The sequence below is a fragment of the Dactylosporangium sp. CS-047395 genome (assembly GCF_050942185.1).
Taxonomy (GTDB): Bacteria; Actinomycetota; Actinomycetes; order Mycobacteriales; family Micromonosporaceae; genus Dactylosporangium.
This window is the reverse complement of sequence record NZ_CP192015.1, coordinates 7,700,139-7,712,984: the sequence shown is the minus strand read 5'-3', so window position 1 is coordinate 7,712,984 and position 12,846 is coordinate 7,700,139. Positions and strand designations below refer to the sequence as shown.

The window sequence follows — 12,846 nt, the reverse complement described above, 5'->3', positions numbered from 1 at the left end:
CCATCATCGACCAAGGTGAGGCCCGTGCGGCATCGGCTGTGCGGCCGCGCCACCACAGCCCGACTGGCGCTCTCAGTCCACCGTTATCTTGGAAATTCCGGCTCGACTGCTCGTGGCGGTTTCTGCGCGCTGAATGTCTCCGCAGGCCGAGCGCCATGGGGCTCGGCCTGTAAGCGCGTGCGGGACTAGGGCGACGGGGCCAGGGTCCGCCAGAGGAACTCGAAGGCGAGGGCCCACTTGAAGGCCATCTGCGTGTTGTCCGCCGCGCCGCCGTGGCCGCCCTCGATGTTTTCGTAGTAGGTGACGTTCTTGCCGTGGGAGCGCAGCAGGGCGACCATCTTGCGCGCGTGGCCGGGGTGGACCCGGTCGTCGCGTGTTGAGGTGGTGATCAGCGTCGGCGGGTACGGGATGTCCGCGCTGACGTTCTGGTAGGGGGAGAACAGGGACAGGTAGGCCCAGTCGTCGGGGTTGTCGGGGTCGCCGTACTCGGCGATCCAGGAGGCGCCGGCCAGCAGCAGGTGGTAGCGGCGCATGTCGAGCAGGGGGACGGCGCAGACCAGGGCGCCGAACAGTTCGGGGTAGCGGGTCAGCATGACGCCCATGAGCAGGCCGCCGTTCGAGCCGCCCTCGGCGCCCAGCTGGGGTCGGGTGGTGATGCTGCGGTCGACCAGGTCGGCGGCTACCGCGGCGAAGTCCTCGTAGGCGCGGGGGCGCTTGTCGCGCAGGGCGGCGCGGTGCCAGGCCGGGCCGTACTCGCCGCCGCCGCGGATGTTGGCCACGACGTAGGTGCCGCCGCGGGCCAGCCAGCCGCGGCCTACGATCGAGTTGTACGAGGGGACGCGGGAGACCTCGAAGCCGCCGTAGCCGGACAGCAGGGTGGGGGCGGGGCCGGTGTCGGGGCGGCCGACGACGAAGTACGGGATCTGCGTGCCGTCGGCGGAGGTGGCGAAGAACTGGCGGGTCTCGATGCCGTCGGCCGGGAAGTACGACGGGCCCTGTTTCAGGATCGACGGGCCGGCCGGGTCGCCCAGCACGCCGTGGCGCAGGGTCGGGGGCAGGGTGAAGCCGGAGGACAGCAGCAGGTACTGCTCGTCGGTGTCCTTGTTCGTGTGCCACACGTCGGTCTGGCCGAGCTCGCTGCCCAGGACGCTGCGCTGCCACGAACCGTCCACATAGGACAGGAGCTCCAGGCGGCTCCGGACGTCGGCCAGCAGGACCAGGATCAGGCCCTCGCGGGTCCATTCGGCGTAGCTCAGCGACGTGTGCGGGTCCGGCGTGAACAGCACCGTCAGGTCACGGTCGCCGGCCAGGTACGCGTCCAGCGGCGTGATCAGCAGGGTGCCCGCGGGGTGGGTGGCGCCGCCGGCCTGCCAGTCGGTGCGGACCCGGATCAGCAGCCACTCGCGGTGGATGTCGACGCCGGCGTCCTCGGGGACGTCCAGCTCGGTGAGATCGTCGCCGATCAGGAGGTACCGGCGCGCGTTGAAAAAATCGGTCGCCTGGCGCACGATCGCGCGGCGGAACGGCACGCTCGGGTCCGCCGTCGCGCGCACCGACACGTCGTCGGGGGAGCCCGCGAACACCACGGGTGCGTCGGCGACCTGGGTGCCGCGGCGCCACGCCCGGACCTGCCGCGGGTAGCCGGAGGAGGTCATCGAGTCGGGCCCGGTGTCCGTACCGACGAAAACCGAGTCGGCGTCGATCCAGGAGACGCTGCTCTTGGCCTCCGGCAGGGTGAAGCCGTCCTTGACGAACTCCAGGGTGTCGAGGTCGAACTCGCGCACCACGGACGCGTCGGCGCCGCCCCGGGAGAGCGCGACGAGGCAGCGGTGCTCGCCGGCGAGCGGGCCGCTGCGCAGATAGGTGGCGCCCTGCCAGACCCAGTTCTCACCCTCGGCTTCGGCCAGGGCGTCGAGGTCCAGGACGGTCTCCCAGGCCGGGGTTTCGCGTTTGTACGACTCGAGCGTCGTACGCCGCCACAGCCCGCGCTTGTGCGTGCCGTCCTTCCACAGGTTGTACACGCGCTCGCCGTGCCAGGCGATCATCGGGATGCGGTCGTCGGCGTCGAGGACGGCGCGGATGCCGTCGTACAGCTCGGTGAACCGCTCCCCGCCCGTCAGTTCCGCGGTCGTCGCGGCGTTGCGCTCGCGCACCCAGTCCAGCGCCCGGTCGCCGAGCACGTCCTCGAGCCACAGAAAATCGTCAGGCATCGGATCAGTCTGACCGACCGCCGACCGGTTCGCCCACCCGTTCGCGGGAGCGGAGCCGGCCGGCGAAGGTGCTCGCCGGCACCGCCTTGCCCCACAGCCACCCCTGCGCCAGCGGTACCTTCAGCGCCACCAGCACGTCCCGCTGCGCCGTCGTCTCCACGCCCTCGGCGACCACCGCGAGGCTCAGGGCGCTGCTCATGGCGACCACGGCCCGCACGATCTCCTCGTCCTCGGTGCTGGCGCCGAGGCCGCCGACGAACGAGCGGTCGATCTTCACCCCGGTGACGGGATGGCGGCGCAGGTACCCGAGCGCGGAGAAGCCGGTGCCGAAGTCGTCGACGGAGATGCGCACCCCGAGCTCGCGCAGCCGCAGCAGGAGCCGCTCGGTGAGCTCGCCGCCCTCGACCATGACCGACTCGGTGATCTCCAGCACCAGGTTGCGCGCCGGTACCCGGGCCTGCGCCAGGATCGCCGCCACCCGGTCGGGGAAGGTGGCGTCGCCGAGCTGGCGCGGGGAGACGTTCACCGACATCCAGAAGTCCTCGTCGACGACGCCCTTGTCGCGCCAGCGGGACAGCTGCAGCACGGACTCGCGCAGGACCCAGGCGCCGAGCGCGGAGATCAGGTTGGCGTCCTCGGCCACGGCGATGAACATGTTCGGGCCGATCCAGCCGCGCACCGGGTGCTCCCAGCGCACCAGGGCCTCGGCGCCGACCGTGCTGGTGCCGAGCCCGTCGGTGAGGTCGACGATCGGCTGGTACGCGATGGCCAGCTGCTCCTGCGCCACGGCCGCCCGCAGCGCCACCTCGATCTCGACCCGCTCGCGCACGGCGTCGCGCATCGAGGCGTCGAACACCGTCCAGCGGTTGCGGCCCTGCTCCTTCGCCTGGTACATCGCGGTGTCGGCGTCGCGCATGAGCGCCTCGGCGGTGTCGTGCCGGTCGGCGCGCACGATCCCCATCGACGCCCCGACGACGACCTCGGCCGTGGGTCCCTCGCCACCGCCGACGACCAGCAGCGGCCGCTCGACGCACTCCATGATCCGCCGGGCGCCGGCCATCGCCTCGGGTTCGGTGCAGCGCTGCACGACCACGAACTCGTCGCCGCCGACGCGGGCCACGGTCGCCTCGGCGGGCAGCGCGTGCCGCAGCCGCGCGCCGACCTCGACGATGAGCCGGTCCCCGGCCGGATGCCCCCACGAGTCGTTGACCAGCTTGAACCCGTCGAGGTCGAGGTAGAACATCCAGACGTCGCCGGTACCGCGCTCGGTGAGGCGCCGCTCGACCATGAGCTGCAGCAGGCGCCGGTTCGGCAGGCCGGTGAGCGGGTCGTGGGTCGCCTGGTGCTCGAAGCGGCGCTGGGCGGCGGCGTGGCTCTGCACCGCGTCCGAGGCGCGCACGAGCAGCAGGGCCACGATCGCGGCACCTCCGGCCCCGAGGATCCAGCGGGAGAGGGGGGTTTCGTGCGGCAGCAGTACCGTCAGCAGGAACGGAGCCGCCACCGCCGGTCCGATGATGAGCATCCGCGCCGGCGACCAGGCCTGGATCGGCAGCGGCGTGGCCTGGGCGAGCGCCTTGGCCGTGGGGTGCAGCGCGGCCGCCCCGCCGATCGTGAACGCGACCAGGAACGGCAGGTCGAGCAGGCGCGATCCGGTGAGCTCGCCGTGCCGGCCGATGATCGCGTACCCGAGGTCCCCGGCGAAGATCAGCAGGATCATGGCGCCGAGGAACTGGAACGAGCGCTGCCGCACGGCGGTGGTGAACGCCATGTTCACCCCGAGCAGCAGCAGGACGATGTCGAGGGTCGGGTACCCGCCGGCCAGCACGCTGACCAGGGCCGGGCGGCCGGAGATGGCGATGGCGGGGAGTACGAACAGCAGCGCCGAGGTGATCGCCGCGCCGATGCACACGATCAGCCCGTCGAGCAGCGCGTGCCGGTTGATCCCCCACCGGTTGAGGAACACGGCCATCCCGGCGATGAACAGCCCGAACCCGCAGATGGAGAACGCGTCGCCGAGCTGCCCCAGCGGATACGGGTGGGCGATCACGAGCGCCCGCACGACGATCCCGGCGAGGAAGAACAGCGCGGCGGCGGTGAGCAGCCGCCAGGGCCGGCGGGGCCGCACGTCGTGCAGCCGCGGCCCGGCCGCCCAGGCGAGCGCCGACAGGCCGCCGACAAGCGGAAACGCCAGCCCGGGGAACACGTCGAACGCCCACAGCGCGGAGGCCGCGAGCCCGATCCCGAGCAGGCCCATCCACAGCCGGTCCCGCACCATGAGACCTTGATCGGCGCGGAAGTGCGCAAGCTTAACGTTTCTTTTTGCGTACCGCGCAATCTTGCGTGTCGCGCAGGTGTTGCTACGCTAGTCGTATGGAACCGGGTCTCCGCGAGCGCAAGAAGCAGGCGACGCGCCGGGCCCTGGCCCTGGCCGCGCTGCGCCTGACCGTCGAGCGCGGCTTCGACGGGGTGCTGGTCGAGGACATCGCGGCCGAGGTCGGCGTCTCGCCGCGGACGTTCAACAACTACTTCTCCTCCAAGGCCGAGGCGATCTGCGCCCTGGCCGTGGACCGCGCCCACCGCGCCGGCGAGGCGTTGCGGGCCCGGCCCCCGGACGAGCCGCTGCGCGCCGCGATCGAGGCCACGATGCTGGAGGAGTTCGCGGGCGGCGCGGTCCCGGACCACGTGCCGGACCGGGTCTGGTTCGCCGGCCTGCGGATGGTGCTGGCGAACCCGGCGATGCACGGGGAGTACCTGCGGGTGCGGGCGGCCATGCAGGACTCGCTGTCGGCGGCGATCGCGGAGCGGCTGGGTCTGCCGGTGTCGTCGCTGCTGCCGGACGTGGTGGGCGGGGCGGTGGCGGCGGCCTGCGACGCGGCCACGCATCGGTGGTTGCACGCCGATCCGCCGGTGCCGTTGCAGCCGCTGGTGCTGGAGGCGCTCCGGCACCTGGCTGAGTACTAGCGCTCCTTGGGTTACACGCTCCTTGGTTTACACGCTCCTTGGGTTACACGGCGCTTGGGTTGCACGCGACTTGGGGCACTTGGGTTGCGCGCGACTTGGGTTACATATGTCGGGCGCTGGCGCGCCGCGACATATACGCATTTATCACCGGTCAGGCGAAAAATACGATAAGTCCGATCACGGAGTGTCGGACTTATCGTGTTAAGGAGGGGCAAATGCATGTAGAAGTCACCGGCTCGGGTCCGGCCCTGCTGCTCATCCCCGGCGGCGCGGGCGACGCGGCCACCTTCTTCCGGCTGGACCTGCCGGAGCGGACCGTCATCACGTACGACCGGCGGGGGTTCAGCCGCAGCGCCGGCGACGGGGGCGGCGGCGACTACGACCAGGACGTCGAGGACGCGGCGGCGCTCATCGAGGGGCAGGCCGACGTGTTCGGCTCCAGCTCCGGGGCGATCGTCGGGCTGGGCCTGGCCGCCCGGTACCCGGAGAAGGTGCGGCGGTTGATCGCCCACGAGCCGCCGCTCACCGCGATGGTCGAGGACGGTGCCGTGGTCCGGGCCGGGTTCGAGGAGGTCGTCGAGCTGTACCGGGCGCACGGCCCCGACGCGGCGATGCGGCGGTTCGGCGAGGTGACCGGTCTCGGGTTCCAGCCGCCGCCGCCCCGCGAGGCGTTGCCGGCTCCGGTCGCCGAGATGCTCACCCGGATGGCCGGGAACGTGGGATTTTGGGTGGAGGGGGAGCTTCGGCGGTACACCGCGATCGTGCCAAACCTCGACGCGCTGGCCGGGCGCGTGGTGGTGGCGGTGGGGGACGCCTCGGGCGAGCAGTTCCCGGCGCGCGCGGCCCGCGGTCTGGCGGCGCGGCTGGGCATCGCCGTGGAGCAGTTCCCGGGCGGCCACACCGGCTACATCGAGGAGCCCGCGACCTTCACGCAGCGGCTCCGGGAGGTCCTGGCCTAGTTTCCTAGGACGCGATACACGGCGTGAGCCGTGTGGCCAGCGTCAGCGAATGCAATGGCGGCGACGGCGTGAGCGCGCGGAAGAAGACGGCTTGAGCCGCGCGGAAAAGGCGATGGCTTGAGCCGCGCGGCAAAGGAGACGGCGTGAGGCGCGCGGAAAAGGCGACGGCTTGAGCCCCGCGGAAAAGGCGACGGCGTCAGCCCATGGAATGGAGGCGCTCGCCGAGGTCGGTGTGCCGGTAGTGCAGCCGCCGCCCTGAGCGGGCCGCCACGATCAGCCCCGCGTCGCGCAAGGCGGTCAGGTGATGCGAAGCCGTCGCCGGGGCCAGGCCCAGCCGCTCCGCCACGTCCCCGGTGCTCGACGGCGTGGTCAGCAGGGTCAGCACCGCGGCCCGGGTCGCGCCCAGCAGGGCGGCCAGGGGCGCGGGTGGCGGGGGAGCGGCGGCGAAGACCGTAGCGGCGGCGCGCGGCGGGTACCACAGGGCCCGGCCCGCGGCCGAGTCCATGATCCAGGCCTTGGTCGTGAAGGCGGTCGGCAGCAGGAAGAGCGGCTGGCCGTCCAGCGACCAGGGCGGGGACTCGCCGTCCTTGAGGTAGTCCAGTTGCAGGGCGTCGGGGTTCCAGCGCATCCGGGGGTGCAGGCCGTCGAGGAGGCGTTCCGGGCCCGGGAAGGCGGCGGTGTTCAGGCGGTGGGCGATCTCGTTGTCGGCCGCCGCGCGCAGGCGGGGCCAGAGGTCGGCCAGGGCGAGGGTGAAGTACCGGCGGATCTGCGTGACCAGCGGCGGCAGGAGGGCGGCGGGGTCGTCGTAGGGGATGCCGCACGCGTCCAGTTCGGCGGCCACGCGGTCCGGGTCGGTGGCGGCGATGTCGGCGAGTTCGGTTTCGAGGGTGGGGCGGGCGGTGCGCGGCACCGGGGTCAGGAAGTCCGCGACGCCGCCGCGCGGGGCCGACACGATCCGCCAGAAGAGCTCCAGCTCGTCGGTGCGCCGGTCGAGGCGGGTGCGCCAGCGGGCGTAGGGCCAGGCTTCCGGGCGGGCGTCGGCGCGGGCGATCAGCGCGCTCGTCACGACCTCGGCCATCGGGGAGTGGGCGAAGCGCAGCCGGAGGAGGTCGGCGGGGACGAGTTCCAGTCGCTTCACGGGTTCCATTCGAGCACGGTCGAACGGCTTCGGCGAAGGGTAATCGCGGTCATAGCGTGGCCGGCATGCAGTACACGAATCTGGGGCGCTCGGGATTGAAGGTGTCGCGGCTCTGTCTGGGCACGATGAACTTCGGCTGGCAGCTCGGCGAGGCGGACAGTCACGCGATCCTCGATGCGGGGCTGGCGGCGGGGATCAACTTCGTCGACACGGCCGACATGTACGGGGCGCGGGACTACGAGGGGACGGCGGAGACGTACATCGGGTCGTGGTTCGCCAAGTCGGGGCGGCGCGACGAGGTGGTGCTCGCGACGAAGGTCTATCAGCCGATGGGGGACGGGCCGAACGACCGGGGGTTGTCGGCGCGGCACATCGTCGCCGCGTGTGAGGCGTCGCTCACCCGGCTGGGCACGGATCGCATCGACCTCTATCAGATGCACCACATCGACCGCGGCACCCCGTGGGAGGAGATCTGGCAGGCGATGGACCGTCTGGTCGCGCAGGGCAAGGTGTTGTACGTCGGCAGCTCCAACTTCGCCGGCTGGCACCTCGCGGGCGCGCAGGCGGCGGCGATGAAACGGCACTCGCTGGGGCTGGTGTCGGAGCAGCTCAAGTACAGCCTGCTGACGCGGGCGGTGGAGCTGGAGGTGGTGCCGGCCGCGCAGGCCCTCGGGATCGGGCTGCTGCCCTGGTCGCCGCTCGCGCAGGGGCTGCTGTCGGGGGCGCTGCGCAAGCATCGCGAGGGCGCGGCGGGGCGGACGACGACGCACGCGGCGGCGCGGGTCGCCGAGCATTTCGAGCAGCTGCAACGGTACGAGACGTTCTGCGACGAGCTCGGCCTGCACCCCGCCGCCGTGGCGCTGGCGTGGTTGCTGGGGCGGCCGGGGGTGACGGCGCCGATCGTCGGGCCTCGAAGTGCCGAGCAATTGACGGTACCGACGCAGGCTCTTGAAACGACGCTCGACGATGACGCTGTGGCGCGGCTGAACGAGCTGTTCCCGCCCGTGGGCAACGGGGGACCGGGGCCGGAGGCCTGGGCCTGGTAGCTGTCGGGTGTTCGGCGGCGCGGGTCGCCGGGGGTCTGACAGGGCTGAGGAAATCCTGTCGGGTGAACGGTGCGAAGTCGTCGCGGGCTAGTGACTTTGCGTAGCGCACAACCCATCGTGATCTCTCGGATGCGTTCCGTGCTCCACGGATGGGGAGATGGTTGATGGAGAAACCGAATGCGGGCCGGCGCTGGGGCGCGGCGGCTGTGGCGGCGACGATCGGGGCCTTCGGGCTCACCGGTCCGGCCGCGGCGGCGCTGCCCGGCGACGGGTCCGCCACGAGGCACGCCGGCGGGGGTTTCCTGGCCGACGAGTGGCCGGCGACGGCCGGTACCACGCTGAAGAGCGTCCGGTCGATCGTGCGGGCCGACACCGGCTCGGCGGCGTCGCTGACCGGGCAGGGCGTCGGGATCGCGCTCATCGACACCGGCATCGCGCCCGTCACGGGGCTGCCGGCCGGGCAGGTCGTCAACGGCCCGGACCTGTCGTTCGAGTCGCAGTCGGCGCAGCTGCGTTACCTGGACACCTTCGGCCACGGCACGCACATGGCGGGCATCATGGTCGGCAACGACAGCGCCGGCGGTACCGTCGGGCTGGCCCCCAAGGCCAAGGTGACCTCGGTCAAGGTCGGCACGGCGACCGGCGCGGCCGACGTGACGCAGATGATCGCGGCGATCGACTGGGTGGTGCAGAACCGCAACTACGATCCGGCCAACCCGATCCGGGTCATCAACCTCTCGTACGGCACCGCGGGCATGTCCGCGCAGAGCGTCGACCCGCTGATGTACGCCGTCGAGCAGGCCTGGCAGACCGGGATCGTGGTCGTCATCGCGGCCGGCAACGACGGCAGCACCACGTCGGTGCTGACCAACCCGGCCATGGACCCGTTCGTCGTCGCGGTCGGCGCGTCGACGACCAAGCAGACCACGACGACCGGCGACGACGAGCTGGCCACGTTCACCAACGGCTCGACCGCGTCGCGCAAGGTCGACGTCCTCGCCCCCGGCGAGTCGATCGTGTCGCTGCGGGACGTCGGCTCGTACGTCGACCAGACCTACCCCAACGCCCGCGTCGGCGACACCGGCTTCAAGGGCTCCGGCACCTCCCAGGCGGCCGCGGTCGTCTCCTCGGCGGCGGCCCTGCTCCTGCAGCAGCGCCCGACCCTGACCGCGGACCAGGTGAAGGCCCTGCTGGTGAACGGCGCCACGGCCCTGACCACGGGCGCCGGCAAGGGCTACAAGGAGCTCAACGTGGCCGCCTCGGCCGCGCTGGGCACGCCGAACACGACGCAGACCTTCTCGAAGGGCACCGGCACCGGCTCGGTGGAAACGGCGCGGGGCGGCAACCACCTGACCGTCGACGGCGTGGCCCTGACCGGCGAGCGGACCATCTTCGGCCCGTTCAACAACGCCGCCTGGGCGTCCCTGGCGGCCCAGAAGCAGTCGTGGAACGGCGGCGTCTGGATGGGCTACCGGATGGCCGGCGACACGTGGACCGGCGACGGCGGCTCGGGCGGCACCGGCCAGATCGCGGGCCTGGCCGGCAAGTGCATCGACGTGCAGAACCGGATGAACACCAACGGCACGCCGATCCAGCTGTACGACTGCAACAACACCCCGGCCCAGTACTGGCAGCTGCAGTCGGACGGCACGGTCCGCGCCCTGGGCAAGTGCATGGACGTGACCGGGGCGGCGAACCAGAACGGCACGAAGATCCAGCTGTACGACTGCAACGGCACCGCGGCGCAGCAGTGGAAGGTCACCTCCTCCCGCCAGCTCATCAACGTCGGCGCCAACCGCTGCCTCGACGTGACCGACTGGAGCCCGGCGAACGGGGTGCAGCTGCAGCTGTGGGACTGCCTGGACCAGGACAACCAGCGCTGGGTCCCGCCGTACACCTCCCGCACCTGGTCGGCGGCCACCTGGTCCGGCACCCCGTGGACGGGCACCGGCTCGTGGAGCGACCCGGAGTGGTCGGAGCAGTACTGGACGGGCCACTACTGGTCGGGGCACTACTGGAGCGGCCACTACTGGTCGGCCGACGACTGGTCGACGGCGGGCTGGTACTAGGCCTCACCCGGGCAACACCCGCACACCCGGCACCGGTCGTTCCACGGGGGACGGCCGGTGCCGCGTCGTGAAACTGATTGCCGAACGGGTGCGGCGGTGGAGTGGGACGGGGCCATGCGTCAAGTGGCCGGGTCAGGCGCCGAAGCACAAGGACGTGACCGTCTTCACCCCCGCTGATCCGGTGTTGCATCTGCTCCGGCGCGCCACCTTCGGGCCCACCGTCGAGGCCGAGGCCGAGCTGCGCAAGCTCGGTGCCTCCGCGTGGCTGGAGCGCCAGCTCAACCCGGGCGGCATCGACGACGCGGCGTGCAATGCGGTGCTCGCGAAGTACACCCTCATCGGCAAGGACATCGCGGGCGTGCGGGCCATGGTGAAGGCCGGCACGCTCAAGTCCGGGGCGTGGGACGTCATGCAGCAGCTCGGGACCGCCGCCGTGGCGCGGGCGGTCTGGAGCAAGCGGCAGCTGTTCGAGCTCATGGTGGACTTCTGGTCGAACCATCTCAACGTCACCTGCCCGTCCAGCGACGTGTGGGACAGCCGGGCCGCCTACGACGCGCTGATCCGCAAGCATGCGCTGGGCCGGTTCGCGGACCTGCTCAAGGCGAGCATGACGGCGCCCGCGATGTTGTCCTATTTGGACAATCGGTTCTCGACGAAGGCGAAGCCGAACGAGAACTACGCGCGGGAGCTGCTCGAGCTGCACACGGTGGGGCTCGTGTACTCCGAGGCCGACGTCAAGGACGCCGCTCGCCTGTTGACCGGGTTGAGCGTGGACAACGCGAGCGGGCTGTACAAGTTCGACGCCAACCAGCATGCCACCGGGGCCGTGACGATTCTCGGATGGCGGCACGAGAACGCGACCGCCGGCGGTGGGGAGGCGGCGGCGCTCGCGTACGCGGACATGCTCGCGATGCACCCCGCCACCGCGGAACGTCTTGCCCGCAAGCTCTGTGTGCGGTTCGTGGCCGACGAGCCGCCGGCGGCCCTCGTCGCCAAGCTGGCCAAGGTGTACCTCGACAACAGGTCGGCGATCGTGCCGGTGCTGCGGGCGCTGTTCACCAGTGCCGAGTTCGCGGCGGCGACCGGGGCGAAGGTGCGCACGCCGCTCGAGGACGTGGCGGCGACGGTGCGGGTGCTGGGGATCGGGCCCACGGCCGATCTGGAGAGCGTCCGCGGGTTGTACTACTACCTGTACGACATGGGGCATGCGCCGCTGCGGTGGGCGCCGCCGAACGGGTATCCGGACGTCGCCGCCGCCTGGGCCGCTCCCTCGGGGCTGCTGATCCGGTGGAACGCGCACCTGAACGTCGCGGCCGGCTGGTACCCGAAGCAGCTGGCCCGGCCCGCGTCGATGCTCGCCCATCTGGTGCCGAAGCTGCCCGCCACGCACGGGGTCATCGCCGAGATCCTGCAGCGCCGCTGCGGCCTGGCCAACCTCGCCGACGTCTTCCCGAACGCCGCCACGAAGGCCCCGCTGAACGTGGTCGCCGCGCGCTAGAGACCCAGGCGCTCCCGCAGCCACACCAGCATCACGTCGGCCTGGTCCTGCTGGAACTTGCGCAACGTCGGCAGGCCGGGCGGGTCGGGCCGGCGGGCCCGGTCGGCGAACATCCCGGCCAGCCCGGCGACGCACCCGGTGAGGTCCGCGTCGGGGGCGTGGATGACGGAGTCGGGGACGTGCCCGCCGTAGAGGCGGACGTTGAGCACCAGGCTCATCGCGTCGAACCACGCCGGCCCCGCGCACCCGAACGGCCAGTCGACGATCAGCACCGACCCGTCCGGGCGCACGAGGAGGTTGTCGGCCCGGATGTCGCCGTGCACGAGCGCGTCACCGGCCATCGCCGCGTGCCCGTGCGCCGACAGCTCCACCAGCAGGTCGAGGTGCCCGGCCACCCACGGGTCCAACGCCGGCGGCGGGTCGGCGGCGAGGTTGCGCCACCCGCTGAAGTCCTCGGCGGTCTCGTCATACAACCGAGGAAGACCCTGCACTTGTACGTCCAGTGCCGCCAACGCCGCCAGCACCGCCTCGATCTCGGGGTGCCGCCACGGGGTGTGCGGATGGCGGCCCTCGACGTCCTCGAAGGCCAGCGCGATCCAGTCCCCGTCGTCGTACACGCCGAGCAGCGCCGGCGTCGGCAGCCCGGCCGGCAGCTTCGCCACCACCGCCGCCTCGGTCCGGTGCAGGCCGGGGCTCTGCGGATTGAGTGACGTCCCGACCGCCTTCACGAACGCCCGCCGCCCGCCCGCGGTGACGACCCGGTCCGCGGTCCCGGGCGAGAACCCGCCCGGCTGCGACCGCGCGGCCACGACCGGCCCGCCGAGCAGGTCCTCCACCGCCGCCCGGACCTTGTCCGGCAGGTCGGCCCAGCCGATGCGTACCCCCGATGCCAGCACCATGCCCCGATCGTCGCAGAGCCCCCGGCCGCACAGCACTGGGTTTTCAGCCCGGCCGAACCGGCGCCG

The 12,846-nt window shown here is 71.9% G+C and carries 9 protein-coding genes; 5 read left to right on the top strand and 4 right to left on the bottom strand.

Annotation, left to right across the window (positions count from 1 at the left end):
* Positions 1–185: 185 nt before the first annotated feature.
* Both ACQP00_RS36370 and ACQP00_RS36365 read right to left on the bottom strand, forming a co-directional pair.
* The gene (locus tag ACQP00_RS36370) at positions 186–2,210 is read right to left on the bottom strand and encodes a prolyl oligopeptidase family serine peptidase (RefSeq protein ID WP_433204677.1); all 2,025 of its coding nucleotides are present in this window, start codon (positions 2,208–2,210) and stop codon (positions 186–188) included.
* A gap of 4 nt (positions 2,211–2,214) precedes the next feature.
* On the bottom strand, positions 2,215–4,485 hold the full coding sequence (locus ACQP00_RS36365; protein WP_433204674.1) for a putative bifunctional diguanylate cyclase/phosphodiesterase: 2,271 nt from the start codon (positions 4,483–4,485) through the stop codon (positions 2,215–2,217).
* Between the two features lie 95 nt (positions 4,486–4,580).
* Here ACQP00_RS36365 and ACQP00_RS36360 point away from each other — a divergent pair, with 95 nt between their 5' ends.
* Both ACQP00_RS36360 and ACQP00_RS36355 read left to right on the top strand, forming a co-directional pair.
* Entirely contained in the window at positions 4,581–5,171 is a 591-nt protein-coding gene (locus ACQP00_RS36360) for a TetR family transcriptional regulator (RefSeq protein ID WP_433204671.1), read from the top strand.
* Between the two features lie 215 nt (positions 5,172–5,386).
* On the top strand, positions 5,387–6,130 hold the full coding sequence (locus tag ACQP00_RS36355; RefSeq protein ID WP_433204668.1) for an alpha/beta fold hydrolase: 744 nt from the start codon (positions 5,387–5,389) through the stop codon (positions 6,128–6,130).
* 196 nt (positions 6,131–6,326) lie between these two features.
* Here the strand turns inward: ACQP00_RS36355 and ACQP00_RS36350 are convergent, their stop codons facing one another.
* Positions 6,327–7,268: a helix-turn-helix domain-containing protein gene (locus ACQP00_RS36350; RefSeq protein ID WP_433204665.1), complete on the bottom strand. Its 942-nt coding sequence runs from the start codon at positions 7,266–7,268 to the stop codon at positions 6,327–6,329.
* 65 nt (positions 7,269–7,333) lie between these two features.
* Between ACQP00_RS36350 and ACQP00_RS36345 the strand changes: the two genes are divergently transcribed.
* From ACQP00_RS36345 to ACQP00_RS36335, 3 genes are all read left to right on the top strand, one after another.
* The gene (locus ACQP00_RS36345) at positions 7,334–8,314 is read left to right on the top strand and encodes an aldo/keto reductase (RefSeq protein WP_433204662.1); all 981 of its coding nucleotides are present in this window, start codon (positions 7,334–7,336) and stop codon (positions 8,312–8,314) included.
* A 164-nt stretch (positions 8,315–8,478) separates the two neighbouring features.
* Positions 8,479–10,383 carry a S8 family serine peptidase gene (locus tag ACQP00_RS36340; RefSeq protein WP_433204659.1) on the top strand — a complete coding sequence of 635 codons (1,905 nt, stop codon included), beginning with the start codon at positions 8,479–8,481 and terminating at the stop codon, positions 10,381–10,383.
* A gap of 154 nt (positions 10,384–10,537) precedes the next feature.
* Positions 10,538–11,881: a DUF1800 domain-containing protein gene (locus ACQP00_RS36335; RefSeq protein WP_433204657.1), complete on the top strand. Its 1,344-nt coding sequence runs from the start codon at positions 10,538–10,540 to the stop codon at positions 11,879–11,881.
* Here the strand turns inward: ACQP00_RS36335 and ACQP00_RS36330 are convergent.
* Positions 11,878–12,780 carry a phosphotransferase gene (locus ACQP00_RS36330; protein ID WP_433204654.1) on the bottom strand — a complete coding sequence of 301 codons (903 nt, stop codon included), beginning with the start codon at positions 12,778–12,780 and terminating at the stop codon, positions 11,878–11,880. The genes ACQP00_RS36335 and ACQP00_RS36330 overlap by 4 nt on opposite strands.
* Positions 12,781–12,846 lie beyond the last annotated feature (66 nt).

Coding starts and splice junctions, on each gene's coding strand:
- ACQP00_RS36340 (WP_433204659.1), top strand. CDS start 8,479: ATGGAGAAACCGAATGCGGGCCGGCGCTGGGGCGCGGCGGCTGTGGCG.
- ACQP00_RS36365 (WP_433204674.1), bottom strand. CDS start 4,485: ATGGTGCGGGACCGGCTGTGGATGGGCCTGCTCGGGATCGGGCTCGCG.
- ACQP00_RS36345 (WP_433204662.1), top strand. CDS start 7,334: ATGCAGTACACGAATCTGGGGCGCTCGGGATTGAAGGTGTCGCGGCTC.
- ACQP00_RS36370 (WP_433204677.1), bottom strand. CDS start 2,210: ATGCCTGACGATTTTCTGTGGCTCGAGGACGTGCTCGGCGACCGGGCG.
- ACQP00_RS36360 (WP_433204671.1), top strand. CDS start 4,581: ATGGAACCGGGTCTCCGCGAGCGCAAGAAGCAGGCGACGCGCCGGGCC.
- ACQP00_RS36330 (WP_433204654.1), bottom strand. CDS start 12,780: ATGGTGCTGGCATCGGGGGTACGCATCGGCTGGGCCGACCTGCCGGAC.
- ACQP00_RS36355 (WP_433204668.1), top strand. CDS start 5,387: ATGCATGTAGAAGTCACCGGCTCGGGTCCGGCCCTGCTGCTCATCCCC.